Raw genomic sequence first — 14,872 nt, 5'->3', positions numbered from 1 at the left:
CCCGCAATTCGAAGGCCGGCAGGCGGTGCGCGCCTGCCGGGTTTTTGTGTCGGGGCCTTCCGCTATCGCGGGAATCGTTTCATGTCGCCGCCGTCACAGGCTGCCCTGGGAGACGAATTTCGTGTTGAGATAGGCCTCGATGGCCTCTAGCCCGCCTTCGGAGCCATAGCCTGAATCCTTGATGCCGCCGAAAGGCACTTCGGGGAGCGCGAGACCGAGGTGGTTGATGGTCAGCATGCCGCTTTCGACTTCCTGCGCCAGCGCGGTCGCGGTTTTGGCCGAGCGGGTGACGGCGTAGGAGGCGAGGCCGTAGGGCAGGCGGTTGGCTTCCGCCACGGCGTCGTCGAAATCACGGAATGGCAATACCAGCGCCAGCGGGCCGAAGGGTTCCTCGTTCATGGCGCGGGCGGTCGTGGGCACGTTGGCGAGCACCGTCGGCTCGAAGAAATAGCCCTTGTTGCCGATGCGGCCGCCGCCGGCGACGATCTCCGCGCCCTGCTGGACCGCATCCTGAATGAGACCTTCGAGGGCGGGAATGCGCCGCTCGTTGGCGAGCGGGCCCATGGTGGTGCCCTCGGCCGCGCCGTCGCCCACCTTGAGGTCTTTCGCATGAGCGGCGAGCTTGTCGACGAAAGCCTCGTAGACTTTTTCCTGCACGAGGAAGCGCGTGGGCGCCACGCATATCTGCCCCGCGTTGCGGAACTTGGCGGTGGCGAGGATCTTCGCCGCCACGTCGAGATCGGCGTCGTCGAACACGATGGCCGGCGCATGCCCGCCCAGTTCCATGGTGACGCGCTTCATGTGCAGGCCCGCGAGCGCCGCAAGCTGCTTGCCGATGGCGGTGGAGCCGGTGAACGAAATCTTGCGGATGACGGGATGGGGGATGAGATGTTCCGAAATCTCGGCCGGAACGCCGTAAACGAGACCGATGACGCCATCCGGCACGCCGGCGTCGACGAAGGCGCGGATGAGCTCCGCCGGCGAGCCGGGCGTTTCCTCGGCCGCCTTGACGATGATCGAGCAGCCGGCCGCGAGCGCCGCCGAGAGCTTGCGCACCACCTGGTTGACGGGAAAGTTCCACGGCGTGAAGGCGGCGACGGGGCCGACCGGCTCCTTGATGACGAGCTGATGGATGCCCTCGGCGCGCGCGGGAACGACGCGGCCGTAGGCGCGGCGCGCCTCCTCCGCGAACCAGTCGATGGTGTCGGCCGCGGCGAGCACTTCGGAGCGCGCTTCCGCCAGCGGCTTGCCCTGCTCGAGCGTCAGGATGAGCGCGATCCGCTCGGCGCGCTCGCGCAGGAGATCGGCGGCCTTGCGCAGGAGCTTCGAGCGGGCGAAAGCGGAGGTCCTGCGCCATGTCGCGAATCCCTCCGCGGCTGCCGCAAGCGCGAGATCGAGATCGGGAATCCCGGCATGGGCGACATGGCCGATGACTTCCTCCGTCGCCGGATTGATCACCGGAATGGTCTTGCCGGACAGGCTGTCGCGCCACGAACCGTTGATGAAGAGCTGGACATCGGCATACATGGATTGTGTTCCCCTATGGCATCAAGCCGAAAAGTACGTGCGCTTTGCGGAAAAACCTGATGTGTCGACAAAAGGATAGAACAGCGTGATTCAAGCGGAATCGCGCCGTCGCTCTGTCGTCGCCGTCGCGCGATTATGCGCCCATTGAACCGAAAGAAAACGGTTGCCGCGTGCGTCAGCGCACAGGCGGGCCCAGCCGGCCGGCAAGGCCCGCCGCAAACCCCTGCGCCAGCGCGCGCGGGCGGGCGCTCGCGCCCCGATCGGCCAGCCAGTAGGCCAGTGCCTGCGCGCCGATATAGGCGCAGATGCGCGCCTTCCAGCGCGTGGGTACATGGCGGAGGCCGAGCATCGCCGCCTGATTCCGCGCATAGGTATAGAGGCGCAGGGGCGATTGCACCGGCAATTCCCAGCCGATGACCGGCACCTTCACCTGCCCGCCGCCCAGGCGGTGCGGCATCGGGATATCCTCCGCCACCCAGCAGGAAAACCCTTTCGCCCAGGCGCGAAAGCCCCATTCGACGTCGATCGCGTCGATGAAGAAATCGCCCCGGAAGGGACCGATGGCGCGAAGCGCCGCGAGATCGACGAGGCTGCCCGAGGAAATGGCGAACCAGACCGCCAGCGCCCCCGCCTCGCCGCGGCCCCGAGGATGAAGATGGAGGGTCGGCGGCTTGTGGTCGCCGGGAGAAACGCCGGCGGACCCGGACGGCGCACCTGCGGCGGAAACCGGCCTGGGGCCGACCAGCGCCGGGCGTTCTCCCGCGTCCGCCAGCGCCGACAGCCGCGCGGAGAGCGCCGTCACCATGCCCGGCGGCGGGCTCGAATCCTGGTCGAACAGGATGACGCGCCCGATGCCGGCGGCTTCCGCCCGCGCCGCGATCCGTGCGTAGGCTTCTCCCAGCCCGACGTTGCCGCCCGGATCGTCGATATGCGTCGGCGTCGTTCCGGCCGCCTCCCGCACGCGGGCGCGTTCGTCGGCGGGCATGGGCGAGTTGGTGACGACGACGATCTCCGCGACCTCCGCCGCGACCGCGCCGACGAGCCGGAGCAGCAGGGCGGAATCGGGGTTGAAGGTGACGATGCCGGCGATGATCCGTTCCATGATTTCCTGTCCGCCTTCACCGGGAGAACCGTCGAGGGCCGGGCCCGCCGGTATCCGCGCCGCCGCAACCGTTTACCAGCGAAGGCCGGCGGGGTCCACCGCGCCGCGGACGATATGGCGGCCGCGCGGCCGTTGACCCGAAGTAGCGTCTCCGATAATGACATGGCGTACTTTCAACGCTGCTTGGGTCGTGCGGCGGGCCACGCCCTGCCGCGCCAGCGCAGGACATCGCCCGCCATCCGAGGCAGGTCCGGTTCTCCGGGCGGTTCGGGGCCAGCCAGTCGCAGCAACCAGTTGTCGAGTGATCATCTGCATGTCCCTTCAACCCTCTTCCAGAGACTGGCGGCTCGCCGCCAACGATTTCCTGCGCGGCATGACGTCGTGGCAGGTCTGGACGCTGATGGGCGTCAGCGATATCAGGCAGCGTTACAAGCGTTCCCGATTCGGCCAGTTCTGGATTACGCTGTCGATGGCGGTGTTCGTTGCCGGTATCGGCGTCGTGTTCTCGCTGCTGTTCAAGCAGTCGGTTTCCGAGTACGTGCCTTATCTCGCCGTCAATTACATCGTCTGGACCTTCATGTCCGGCGTGGTGTCGGACAGCACCGCCGCCTTCGTGCAGGGCACGGTGTTTCTGCGGCAGGAGAACCTGCCCAAGACGGTTTTCGTGATGCGCGTGATGGTGCGCAACCTGATCGCGCTGGCTCATAACATCGTCATCGTGCCGCCGGTTTTCCTGCTGTTCGGCGTCTCGCCGGACTGGCGCGTGTTGCTGCTGATGATTCCCGGCTTCGCGCTGCTGCTGGTGGCGACGTTCCTGGTCACGCTTCTGTGCGGCATATTGTGCACGCGGTTCCGCGATCTGCCGCAGATCATCGCCAACCTGTTGCAACTCGCCTTCTTCATCACGCCGATCATGTGGCGTGTCGATCAGCTTCAGGGCCGCGGATGGTTCGTCACGCATCTCAACCCGTTCGCGATATTCCTGCGCATCGTCGCCGATCCGGTGCACGGCAAGGTGCCGGAGCTTTACGACTACCTCGCGGCGCTGACGATCATCGCGGGGCTGGTGGCCGTCACCTGGCCGATTTTCGCCCGCTTCCGCGCCCGCATCGTCTACTGGCTTTGAAACATCATGGCGAGAAAAAAACTGGCGAAAAGCAACGTTCTGCCGTCCATCGATCTCGTCAACGCGAGCGTCGATTTCCCCATCTACAACGCGCGCGGGCGCTCGATCCGCTCCGCCCTGCTGCAACGGGTGGGCGGAGCGGTGAGCACCGAGGCGGACGGCGTGACGGTGAACGCCCTGCGCGACGTCACGCTGTCGCTGCGCAGCGGCGACAGGCTGGCGCTCGTCGGCCATAACGGCGCCGGCAAGTCCACGCTGCTGCGGGTGTTCTCGGGCGCTTACGAGCCCTCCGGCGGCAGCGCCGAGATCGTCGGCAAGGTGGCCTCGCTGCTCGATATCACCATGGGCATGGACCCGGAGCTCACCGGCGCGGAAAACATCATCCTGCGCGGCGTGTTCGGCGGCATGACCATCGAGGAGGCCCGCCGCTTCATCCCGGACGTGGCGGCGTTTTCGGAGCTGGGCGATTACGTCAATCTGCCGATGCGCACCTATTCGAGCGGCATGACGCTGCGACTAGCCTTCGCCATCTCGACCGCCAGCACGCCGGACATCCTGCTGCTGGACGAACTCATCAGCGTCGGCGACAGCGCTTTCGCCCACAAGGCGCGCGAACGCATCGAGGCCATGATGGACCGCGCCCGCATCCTCGTGCTCGCCTCGCACGATCCCAAGACGTTGCGTAAATACTGCAACCGCGCCGTGATGCTCTCCGAAGGGCGCATCGTGGCCGATGGCACCGTCGAGGACGTGCTGCGGGCCTACGGCGTGGAGGCCGACGAGGACGCCACGCTGTAGAGCGCGTTCCGTTCTAAAGCGTTTTCAAGCAAAGCGGATACCGCTTTGCGTGAAGAAAACGCGTCAAGTCAATAAGATAGAGCAGTTTGCGTTCAAGTCGATTGATCGATTTGAACGCAAGTTGCGGTAAAATATAGAATCTGGAGCGGCGTGACGATTCCGCTTGAATGCACGCCGCTCTAATCGATCAGAACTCGCTCAAAACAAAGGAATCGAGGAGCGGCGCGCGGGTGCGGCCGCTCCTCGATGATCGCGACTATCGGGAAGCGGCGCTGCGCTCTTACTTCGCCGGCGCTTCGTCCGTGCGGGCGTAGATATCCTCGATGCGCACGATATCGTCCTCGCCCAGATAGGGGCCGGACTGCACCTCGATCAGGTTGAGGGGCAGCTTGCCGGGGTTCTCCAGCCGGTGCACGCAGCCGAGCGGCAGGAAGATGGATTCGTTCTCGCGCAGCAGCACCTGCTCGGAATCGCGCGTCACCAGCGCCGTGCCGTTCACGACCACCCAATGCTCCGCGCGGTGGAAGTGCTTCTGGAGCGACAGCTTCGCGCCCGGATTGACGGTGATGCGCTTCACCTGAAAACGCTCGCCGGTGTGGATCGACTGGTAATAGCCCCACGGGCGATGCACCTGCACGGTCTGGGTCGCGGCGGCGTGGCCGTTGCGGCGCAGGCGTTCGACGAGCTTCTTCACGTCCTGGTCGCGCTCCTTGTGCGCGACCAGGACCACGTCGGGCGTCGCCACGACGACGAGATCGTCCACGCCGAGCGCGGCGATGAGCTGGTGTTCGCCGCGCAGGTAGCTGCCGCGCACGTCCTCCGCCACCACGTCGCCGATGAGAACGTTGTCGCCGCCGTCCCGGTCGCCGATCGCCCACAGCGCGGACCAGCTTCCCACGTCCGTCCAGCCGCAATCGGTGGGCGTGACGACGGACAGGTCGGTTTTCTCCAGCACGGCGTAGTCGACCGCGATGGAAGGGCTTTGCGAGAACGCGGCCTCGTCGAGGCGGATGAAGTCGAGATCGGTGCGCGCGGCTTCGAGCGCCGCGCGGCTCGCCGCGAGCACTTCGGGCGCGAGCCGCTCGATCTCCTTCAGGAACACGGCGGCGGGAAGCAGGAAGAGGGCGCTGTTCCACAGATAATCGCCGGAGGCGAGATAGCTCTGCGCGGTTTCGGCGTCCGGCTTCTCGACGAAGCGCTGCACGGGATAGACATTCGCGACATCGGTTTCCACCGTGCCGCGCTGGATATAGCCGTAGCCGGTGGCGGGATGCGTGGGCTGCACGCCGAAAAGCACGAAGCGGCCGGCGAGCGCGGCCGGGAGGCTGTTGAAGACGGCCGCGAGCAACGCGGGCGGGTCCCGCACCACATGGTCGGCGGCCAGAATCAGGATGAGCCCTTCGGGATCGCGGCCCGTCTCGACCAGCGCCGCGATGGCGGCGGCGGCCGTGGTGTTGCGGCCGACAGGCTCCAGCACGATGGTTGCGTCGTGGATGCCGAGCGCGCGCAATTGCTCCGCGATGACGAAACGGTGCTCCGCATTGGCGATGACGATGGGCGCGTTGAAGCGTTCGCGGTCCGCCACCCGCAGCGCGGTTTCCTGAAGCATGGAGCGCTCGCCGGCGAGCGCCAGCAACTGCTTGGGAAACGTCTCGCGCGAGAGGGGCCACAGGCGTGTACCGGTGCCGCCGGAAAGAATGACGGGCGTAATACGCTTCGAGGGATTGCGTTGCTGTGTTTCGCTCATGTCTCGCTCGGGATTTTCTGCCAACGGTACCGTGTTGTTTAGCACAGCTTCGTTGCTTGCGGGCAATCCTGTCCTCAACATAAAGTTGCTTGCGTCCGGCGGCCTTTCCCCGGATAACCGGAACGGCGAACCGTGGGCGCGGGCGAGGCGTCGGCGCGATGGCAGGGAGATGCGGGATGGACATGCGGCGCGGAATGGGCGTGCGGCGTTGGAACGCGCGCGGGTTGCGGCTGCCGGCCGCCTTGCTCGGGATGGTCCTGTTCGCCCTGTTCTGCCTTCCGGGAGCGGCGTTCGCCGCGCGTGGCGACATCGCCGTCGGCATCCGCCTGGAGCCGCCGCATCTCGACCCGACCGCAGGCGCCGCCGCCGCGATCGGGGAGGTCACCTACGCCAACCTGTTCGAGGGCCTGACGCGAATCGACGCCAGGGGCGAGGTGACGCCGGGGCTCGCCGAAAGCTGGGAGATCTCCGCCGACGGGCGGACCTATACGTTCCGGCTGCGGGAAAACGTGCGTTTCCATGACGGCAGCGCCTTCAATGCGGAGGACGTGCGCTTCACCTTCGATCGGGCGCTCGCGCCCGACAGCGTCAATCCGCAAAAATCGCTGCTGGAGCCTCTTGAGGCGGTCGAGGTCGCGGACGAACGCACGGTGCGGATGACGCTGAAGCGCCCCACCTCGCAATTCGCGTTCACGCTCGGCCTGCCCGCCATGGTGATCGTGGCGTCGGAAACCGCCGACACCAACCGCACCAATCCCAACGGCACCGGCCCTTTCCGTCTCTCCCGCTGGGTGAAGGGCGACCGGATCGACCTCGTGCGCAACGAGCACTACTGGGGCGAGAAGCCGGCGCTGACGCGCGCGACCTTCCGCGTCATCGACGATGCGTCCGCGGCCTATGCCGCGCTGCTCGCCGGCAATATCGACGCCTACACCAACTTTCCCGCGCCCGAGAACGTGCCCCAGTTCGAGGCGGACCCGCGTTTTACCGTCGTCATCGGCAACACCGAGGGCAAGACGGTGCTCGCCATCAACAACGCGAAAAAGCCGCTCGACGACATCCGCGTGCGCCGCGCCATCGCCCATGCCATCGACCGCAAGGCGCTGATCGACGGCGCGCTGGACGGGCGGGCGCAGCCGATCGGCTCGCATTACGCGCCGCAGAACCGGGGCTATGTGGACCTCACCGGCCGCTATCCGCACGATCCCGCCAGGGCGCGGGAACTGCTGACGGAGGCGGGCGTATCCGGCCTGCGCCTGCGCCTCGTGCTGCCGCCGCCCTCCTACGCGCGGCGGGGCGGCGAGATCGTCGCGGCGCAACTGCGGGCGGTGGGCATCGAGACGGAGATCGTGCCGGTGGAATGGGCGCGCTGGCTTTCCGAGGTGTTCCGCGACAAGCGCTACGACCTTTCCATCGTCGCGCATGTGGAGCCCAACGACCTCGATATCTACGCGCGCGAGGACTACTACTTCAACTACGACAGCCCCGATTATCGGGCGCTTTATGCGGCTCTCGTGGCGGCGACGGACGAGGCGCTGCGGCTCGACATCCTGAAGAAAATTCAGGAGCGGCTGGCCGAGGATTCCGTCAACGGCTTCCTGTTCCTGCTGCCGAAGATCGGCATCCGGGACGCAAAGCTCACCGGCCTGTGGGAGAATGCGCCGATCCCCGCCATCGACCTCACCGGCGTCTCGTGGCGGGAGTGACTCTTGCCTTGCTCCGGGAGCGGCCGCCATGATCCGGGCGCTGCTGTCGGCGCTGTCGTCGCTCGTCGTCACGCTGGCCTGCGCCTCGGTGCTGGTGTTCGCCGCCTTGCAGGTTCTGCCCGGCGATCCCGCCGAGGTGATGCTCGGCGTCAACGCGCAGCCCGACACGCTGGCGGCGCTGCGCGCTGACATGGGGCTCGACCGGCCGCTCGCCGCCCGCTATCTCGCCTGGGCCGGCGGTTTTCTCACCGGCGATCTGGGCATGAGCTACACCTATGCCGTGCCGGTGGCGGAGCTGGTGCGGGAGCGGCTGGCGGTGAGCCTGCCGCTGGCGCTCATCGCGCTGGCGCTTACCGTCGCCATCGCGCTGCCGCTCGGCATGCTGGCGGCGGCCCGGCGCGGGCGGCTGGCGGACCGCGCGGTGCTGTTTCTCACCCGGTTCGGCATCGCCATGCCGAACTTCTGGTTCGCCATGCTGCTGGTGCTGCTGTTCGCCGTCACCTGGCGCTGGCTGCCGCCGGGCGGCTTTCCCGGCTGGGGGGCGGGCGCGGCGCCGGCGCTTGCGGCGCTCATCCTGCCGGCCGTGGCGCTGGCGTTGCCGCAGGGGGCTATTCTCACGCAGGTGATGCGCTCGGCACTGCTCGATACGCTCGATCGCGATTTCATCCGCGCCGCCCGCGCCAGGGGGCTGACGCGCGGCGAGGCGCTGCGCCGGCACGCCCTGCGCAACGCGCTCATTCCCGTGCTCACCATCGTCGGCTTGCAGTTCTCCTTCCTGCTCGCCGGCACCGTCGTCATCGAGAACGTGTTTTTCCTGCCCGGTCTCGGGCGGCTCGTGTTCCAGGCGATCAACCAGCGCGATCTGCCGGTCGTGCAGAGCGTCGTCATGTTGCTGGTGGCGAGCGTGATCGTGGTGAATTTCCTGGTCGGCATCGCCTATGCGCTGGTCGATCCGCGCCTGCGGAGGCGGGCGTGAGCGCGCGCGGACAACTCGCGGCCGGGCTCGCCCTCGTCGCGCTCGTGGCGCTCGGTGCGCTGCTGTCGCTCGTCTGGACGCCGCACGATCCGCTGGCGCTCGATGTCGCCGGCAAGCTCGCGCCGCCCGATGCCGTCCACTGGCTCGGCACCGATCAACTCGGGCGCGACGTGCTGTCGCTCGTCATGCGCGGCGCGCTCGCCTCCGTCGCCGTTTCGCTGGCGGCGGTGACGCTCGGCCTCGCCGTGGGCGTGCCGCTCGGCGTGCTGGCGGCCGGCCGGCAGGGGCTCGCGGGCCATGCCGTCATGCGCGTGAGCGATTTCCTGTTCGCCTTTCCCGCCGTCATCATCGCCATCCTGCTGCGCGAGACCTTCGGCCCCGGCATCACCAACGCGGCCGTCGCCATCGGTCTCTTCAACGTGCCCGTGTTCGCGCGCGTTGCCTACGGGGCGGCGCTGGGCGTGTGGGGCAGCGGCTATGTGCTGGCGGCGCGGGTCGCCGGCCGGGGCGAGGCGTGGATCGCCGGCGCGCACGTGCTGCCCAACATCGCCAACACGCTCATCGTGCAGGCGACCATCCAGTTGTCGCTCGGGGTGCTGGCGGAGGCGTCGCTGTCCTATGTGGGGCTCGGCGTGCAGCCGCCGCAACCGAGCTGGGGGCGCATGCTGTTCGAGGCGCAGACCTTCATGGCGCTGGCGCCAGGGCTCGCCATCGCGCCGGGGCTCGCCATCGCCCTCACCGTGCTGGGGCTCAACCTCACCGGCGAGGGGCTGCGCCATGCGCTCGATCCGCGCCGGGAGGAGCGCCGATGACGCTGCTGTCGGTCGAGAATCTCGGTGTGCGCATCGCCGGCCGCCCGATCCTGCGGAACGTGAGCTTTTCCCTCGCGCGCGGGGAAACGCTCGGGCTCGTGGGCGAATCCGGGTCGGGCAAGTCCATGACGGCGCTGGCGCTGGTGGGGTTGCCGCCCGACGGTGCGCAGGTGAGCGGGGCGGTGAAGCTCGCCGGCGAAAACCTGCTGGCGCTCGATGAGCGGGTCATGTGCGCGGTGCGCGGCGCGCGTATCGGCATGGTGTTTCAGGAGCCGATGACGGCGCTCGATCCGCTAATGAGCATCGGCGATCAGGTGGCGGAGGGCCTGCGCGCGCATCGGCGGCTCGGCCGGCGCGAGGCGCGCGCGCTGGCGGGCGAGGCGCTGGCGCGCGTCGGGCTCGATCCCGGCAAGGTGGGGCCGGAGCGCTTTCCGCATGAGCTGTCCGGCGGTCAGCGCCAGCGCGTCGTGATCGCCGCGGCGATCGCCCTGCGGCCGGATGTCATCGTCGCCGACGAGCCGACCACGGCGCTCGACGTCACCGTGCAGGCGCAGATTCTGGCGCTGCTGAAGGATATCGTGCGCGATGACGGCCCCGGCCTGCTGCTCATATCGCACGATCTCGCCATGATCGGCACGATGGCCGACCGCATCGCCGTGATGCATGACGGCGAGATCGTGGAAACGGGCCGGGCGCGGGGCTTCTTCGGGCGCGCCGCGCATCCGCGCACGAAAGCGCTGTGCGCGGCCGCCGCCTACCTGCGCCGGCCGGCGGCGCCGGCGCGGGAGGATGGCCCGCCGCTTCTTGCCGGAAAGGCGCTCACGCGCCGCTACCCGCTGGCGCGGCCGCACCCTTTCGCCCGGCGGCCTTACCGGCTGGCGCTCGACGATGTGAGCCTTGCCGTCCATGCGGGCGAGAGCGTGGCGCTGATCGGCGAATCGGGCTCGGGCAAATCCACGCTGGCGCGGCTGCTGCTGGGGCTCGACCGGCCGGACGGCGGCACGGTGGCCTATCGCGGCGCGGATATCGCCCGCGCCGATGCCGCGACGCTGCGCACCATGCGGCGGGATGTGCAGGCGGTGTTTCAGGACCCGTTCGATTCGCTCGATCCGCGCCGCCGGGCGGGCTGGATCGTCGCCGAGCCGCTGCATGGCTGGCGGGCGGCGGGTGGCTTGATGGATGGCGACGCGCGCGAGCGCGTCGCGGCGGCGCTCGCGGAAGTCGGATTGTCGCCGGACGACGCGGAAAAGTATCCGCACGCCTTTTCCGGCGGCCAGCGGCAGCGGATCGCGCTGGCGCGGGCGCTGATCACCCGTCCGCGCCTCATCGTGCTGGACGAGGCGGTGTCCGCGCTCGATGTCTCGATCCGGGCGCAGATCCTCGACCTGCTGGCCGACCTGCGCGAGCGGCACGGGCTTGCCTATCTTTTCATCACCCACGACCTGCGGGTGGCGGAGTCCGTCGCGCAGCGGATCGCGGTGATGCATGACGGCCGCATCGTGGAGGAAGGCGCGGCCGCCGCCGTGCTGCGCGCGCCCCGCCATCCCCATACGCGCGCGCTGCTCGCCTGTGCGCCCGATGTCAGTACGCTTGCCTGCGCCTGATGGGCCGCGCCCGTTTGACCGGCTGCATGCGCGGGCCGACGACGATGGCCGTGCGCGGCCCGAGCACGGCGAGCAGGCGGGCGGCCCGGTGCCGGGGCACGGCGATGCAGCCTTCGGTGGGGCCGAGGTTGTCGCGCGCGAGATGCAGGAAAATGGCGCTGCCGCGGCCCTGGATGCGCGGGCGCGCGTTCCAGCCGAGATCGAGTACGATGTCGTAGAGATGGTCGTCGCGCTGCATCGTCTCGAAGCCGGCCGCGAAGGGCAGCCGCACGGGGCGGTTGTAGAGGCGGTGGCCGGGTGCGTCGCACCAGCCGTCATCCGGGCGCGAGGGGCGCAGCGGCACGAGGCTCGCGGGCCGGCGCAGCCTGTCGGCGCGATACCAGCCGCGCACGGCATGGTGGACGCCCGCCGGCGTCACGCCGTCGCCCTCGCGCCGCTTGCCCGCGATGGCGCCCTTGCCGAGCGCGCAGGGGATCGTCATGCTGCCGGCCGCGATATGGCCGCGTTTGGGATCGTCGATGCGGGAAAATACACGAATCCGTGAAAGGGTGCGGGATTTCATCGTCGCCAGTCGGCCTTTGCCGCCGTTGCCCAGGAAGGGGTGATCGGTTTATGGAGGATAGCCGGTGATGGTTGAATCGGCCTTAACAGTTCCGGGCGGCGATGCCCTCCACATTCTGGAGACCATGAACGGATGCCGGGCGCTTACCAACTGCTGATCGTCGACGATGAGGCGGACCTGCGGGACACCCTGTCCGAGCAGCTCGAACTGACCGGCGATTTCCGCGTTTCGGCCGTCGACACGGCCGCGCGCGCCATCGAGGCGGTGCGCGGCGAGCGTTTCGATATCGTCGTGATGGATGTCGGCCTGCCGGACGCCGACGGCCGCCAGGCGGTGCGGGACATGCGGCGCGGCGGCTTTCGCGCGCCTATCCTGATGTTGACCGGGCACGCCGAGGACGCCGACACCATTCAGGGGCTCGAAGCCGGCGCCAACGATTACATCGTCAAGCCGTTCCGCTTCGCGGTGCTGCTGGCGCGCATCCGCGCCCAGTTGCGCCAGCACGAGGCGAGCGAGGACGCGGTGCTGACGGTGGGGCAATACACCTTCCGCCCCGGCGCGAAGCTGCTCGTGGATGCCAAGGGCGCGCGCCTCAAGCTCACCGAGAAGGAAACCGCGATCCTGCGCTTTCTCTACCGGGCGGAGGATCAGGTGGTCGCGCGCGAGACGCTGCTGGCGGAGGTGTGGGGCTACAATGCCAGCGTCACCACGCACACGCTGGAGACGCACATCTATCGCCTGCGCCAGAAAATCGAGGAAGATCCGTCGAACGCCCGTATTCTCGTGACCGAGCCGGGCGGCTACAAGCTGGTGCCGTGAGGCGCGGCGGGTTTGCCGATACGCAACGGAGTGTCTGTCGTGGCCCTGAATGACGAAATCGCGATATTGTCAGCGCTGCCCGCGCTGGGCGGGTTCGAGCAGGGCGCGCTGCGCCGTGTCGCGCTCTCGGCGCAGACGCGCATCATGCGCGCCGGAGAAGAGCTTTTCCGCCGCGGCGATGCGGCGGAGGGCGCTTATGTGGTGATGTCCGGCGATATCGCGTTGCTCGACACGGCAGGCGGCGCGGTCGCCGTGGCGCGGGCGGGCGACATGCTGGGCGAGATCGCGCTGCTGGTGGAAACGGAATGGCCGCATACGGCGGTGGCGGATAGTCCGGCCGTGGTCATGCGCGTATCGCGGGCCTTGATGCGGCGGATTCTGGGAGAATTTCCCGCCTCCGCCGCCACGTTCCGCGCCGTGCTCGCGGAGCGGCTCGCGGCGCTGTCCAGCGATCTGGAACGGGTGCGCGGCTCGCTGCTGGCCCTCGATCAGGTGGCGCCGAAAGCGGCGAAAGACGCTTCGGGGGCGGCCCGTTGAGGCCGCCCCCGCTTCTCCAACCGTTCCCCTTGTTTTTGTGACGGTCAGGTGTTGTAGGCGCGCTCGCCGTGCTCCGCGAGATCGAGGCCCTCGCGTTCCACCTCGGCGCTGACGCGCAGCCCCACGAGGACATCGACGACCTTGAACAGGATGGCCGAGCCGACGCCGGTCCAGACCACGGTAAGCAGCACGCCCTTGATCTGCGCCATCACCTGCGAGCCGACCGAGACGGCCACGCCCACCGCTTCGCCGGGGCTCTCGACGTAGTCGACCAGTCCCGCGCCGCCCAGCGACGGCAGCACGAGGATGCCGGTGCCGATGGCGCCCACGATGCCGCCCACGCCGTGAATGCCGAAGACGTCGAGCGAGTCGTCGTAACCGAAGGCCTTCTTCACCGCGGTGCAGAAGTAGAAGCAGACGACCGCGGCGATGACGCCCAGGATGGTCGCGCCCACGGGGCCGACGAAGCCGGCGGCGGGCGTCACCGCGACAAGGCCCGAAATCGCGCCCGACACCATGCCGAGCAGCGAGGGCTTGCCCTTCGCGCCCCATTCGGCGAACAGCCAGCCGAGCACGCCGCCGGCGGTGGCGAACAGGGTGTTGACGAAGGCGAGCGCCGCGCCGCCGGTGGCTTCGAGGTTGGAGCCGGCGTTGAACCCGAACCAGCCGATCCACAGGATCGAGGCGCCGATGAGCGTCATGGTCAGCGAGTGGGGCGGCATGGCCTCCTTGCCGTAGCCGATGCGCTTGCCGATGATGATGGCGCCGACGAGGCCCGCCACGCCCGCGTTGATGTGAATGACGGTGCCGCCGGCGAAGTCCAGCGCGCCCCACTTGTAGATCAGGCCCGCATCGGCCTGCACGGCCTCCAGGGCGGCGGTCGCCGCGGTGCGGGCGGCGTCGTCCGTGGCGGTGGCGACGGCGCGCGCCGCGTCGGCCAGCGCGTCCGGCCCGGCCCAGTACCAGACCATGTGCGCGATCGGATAGTAGACGAAGGTCAGCCACAGGGCGGTGAACAGCAGCACGGCCGAGAAGCGCGTGCGCTCCGCGAAGGCGCCCACGATCAGCGCCGGCGTGATGCAGGCGAATGCGGCCTGGAAGGCGATATAGGCGTATTCAGGGATGACGACGCCGTTGGAGAAGGTCGCCGCCGTGGTGGATGCGTCGACGCCGGAGAGGAACAGCTTGTCGAAACCGCCGACGAAGCTGTTGAGCCCGCCGCCGCCGGTGAAGGCCAGCGAGTAACCGAAGACGACCCACATGATCGCCGACAGCGACACCACCGCCAGCACCTGCGAGAGCACCGAAAGCATGTTCTTGGAGCGCACGAGACCGCCGTAGAACAGGGCGAGACCCGGCAACGACATGAACAGCACCAGCGCCGCGCAGATCAGCACGAAGGCGGTGTCGCCCTTGTCGGCGACCGGCGCGTCCTGCGCCAGCGCGGGCGTTGCCAGAAAGGCGGCGGCGAGCGCGAGCGGCAGGGCGTGCCCGGCGCGCGGCCTCCGCGACGGGGAGGGGAACTTTGAACAAAGAAGCTTCATCGAATGGATTCC

13 protein-coding genes are annotated in these 14,872 nt (G+C 68.5%); 8 read left to right on the top strand and 5 right to left on the bottom strand.

Annotated elements, in window-relative coordinates:
* Window positions 1-93 precede the first annotated feature (93 nt).
* Both ACOYJQ_RS00975 and ACOYJQ_RS00970 read right to left on the bottom strand, forming a co-directional pair.
* Complete coding sequence (locus ACOYJQ_RS00975; protein WP_433455637.1) at window positions 94-1,527, bottom strand: NAD-dependent succinate-semialdehyde dehydrogenase; 1,434 nt, start codon at window positions 1,525-1,527, stop codon at window positions 94-96.
* A 175-nt stretch (window positions 1,528-1,702) separates the two neighbouring features.
* Window positions 1,703-2,629: a rhamnosyl transferase gene (locus ACOYJQ_RS00970; protein ID WP_433455635.1), complete on the bottom strand. Its 927-nt coding sequence runs from the start codon at window positions 2,627-2,629 to the stop codon at window positions 1,703-1,705.
* Window positions 2,630-2,942: 313 nt separating this feature from the next.
* Between ACOYJQ_RS00970 and ACOYJQ_RS00965 the strand changes: the two genes are divergently transcribed.
* Together ACOYJQ_RS00965 and ACOYJQ_RS00960 are read left to right on the top strand one after the other, a co-directional pair.
* The gene (locus tag ACOYJQ_RS00965; RefSeq protein ID WP_433455633.1) at window positions 2,943-3,755 is read left to right on the top strand and encodes an ABC transporter permease; all 813 of its coding nucleotides are present in this window, start codon (window positions 2,943-2,945) and stop codon (window positions 3,753-3,755) included.
* 6 nt (window positions 3,756-3,761) lie between these two features.
* Complete coding sequence (locus ACOYJQ_RS00960) at window positions 3,762-4,553, top strand: ABC transporter ATP-binding protein (RefSeq protein ID WP_433455631.1); 792 nt, start codon at window positions 3,762-3,764, stop codon at window positions 4,551-4,553.
* Window positions 4,554-4,833: 280 nt separating this feature from the next.
* Here the strand turns inward: ACOYJQ_RS00960 and ACOYJQ_RS00955 are convergent, their stop codons facing one another.
* Window positions 4,834-6,300 (bottom strand): mannose-1-phosphate guanylyltransferase/mannose-6-phosphate isomerase, encoded by a 1,467-nt coding sequence (locus ACOYJQ_RS00955; protein ID WP_433455629.1) that lies wholly within the window; start codon window positions 6,298-6,300, stop codon window positions 4,834-4,836.
* Between the two features lie 176 nt (window positions 6,301-6,476).
* Between ACOYJQ_RS00955 and ACOYJQ_RS00950 the strand changes: the two genes are divergently transcribed.
* From ACOYJQ_RS00950 to ACOYJQ_RS00935, 4 genes are read left to right on the top strand one after another with little or no spacing between them, the layout of a single operon-like run.
* On the top strand, window positions 6,477-8,006 hold the full coding sequence (locus ACOYJQ_RS00950; RefSeq protein WP_433455627.1) for an ABC transporter substrate-binding protein: 1,530 nt from the start codon (window positions 6,477-6,479) through the stop codon (window positions 8,004-8,006).
* Between the two features lie 28 nt (window positions 8,007-8,034).
* Complete coding sequence (locus tag ACOYJQ_RS00945) at window positions 8,035-8,982, top strand: ABC transporter permease (RefSeq protein ID WP_433455625.1); 948 nt, start codon at window positions 8,035-8,037, stop codon at window positions 8,980-8,982.
* Entirely contained in the window at window positions 8,979-9,794 is an 816-nt protein-coding gene (locus ACOYJQ_RS00940; RefSeq protein ID WP_433455623.1) for an ABC transporter permease, read from the top strand. The genes ACOYJQ_RS00945 and ACOYJQ_RS00940 overlap by 4 nt, the downstream gene beginning before the upstream one ends.
* Entirely contained in the window at window positions 9,791-11,398 is a 1,608-nt protein-coding gene (locus ACOYJQ_RS00935) for a dipeptide ABC transporter ATP-binding protein (RefSeq protein ID WP_433455621.1), read from the top strand. Before ACOYJQ_RS00940 ends, ACOYJQ_RS00935 begins: the two co-directional genes overlap by 4 nt.
* Here ACOYJQ_RS00935 and ACOYJQ_RS00930 read toward each other — a convergent pair.
* Window positions 11,376-11,879: a L,D-transpeptidase family protein gene (locus tag ACOYJQ_RS00930; RefSeq protein WP_433455619.1), complete on the bottom strand. Its 504-nt coding sequence runs from the start codon at window positions 11,877-11,879 to the stop codon at window positions 11,376-11,378. The genes ACOYJQ_RS00935 and ACOYJQ_RS00930 overlap by 23 nt on opposite strands.
* 213 nt (window positions 11,880-12,092) lie before the next feature.
* On the opposite strand from ACOYJQ_RS00930, the gene ACOYJQ_RS00925 reads away from it, so the two are divergent.
* Together ACOYJQ_RS00925 and ACOYJQ_RS00920 are read left to right on the top strand one after the other, a co-directional pair.
* Entirely contained in the window at window positions 12,093-12,779 is a 687-nt protein-coding gene (locus ACOYJQ_RS00925) for a response regulator transcription factor (protein ID WP_433455617.1), read from the top strand.
* Window positions 12,780-12,818: 39 nt separating this feature from the next.
* Window positions 12,819-13,316, top strand: coding sequence for a cyclic nucleotide-binding domain-containing protein (locus ACOYJQ_RS00920; protein ID WP_433455615.1), 498 nt, complete (start codon window positions 12,819-12,821; stop codon window positions 13,314-13,316).
* Window positions 13,317-13,360: 44 nt separating this feature from the next.
* Here ACOYJQ_RS00920 and ACOYJQ_RS00915 read toward each other — a convergent pair whose 3' ends face one another.
* On the bottom strand, window positions 13,361-14,860 hold the full coding sequence (locus ACOYJQ_RS00915; RefSeq protein WP_433455614.1) for an ammonium transporter: 1,500 nt from the start codon (window positions 14,858-14,860) through the stop codon (window positions 13,361-13,363).
* Window positions 14,861-14,872: the final 12 nt, after the last annotated feature.

The sequence above is a fragment of the Pseudochelatococcus sp. genome, assembly GCF_050946405.1.
GTDB lineage: Bacteria > Pseudomonadota > Alphaproteobacteria > Rhizobiales > Beijerinckiaceae > Pseudochelatococcus.
This window is presented reverse-complemented; position numbering and strand designations above follow the sequence as displayed.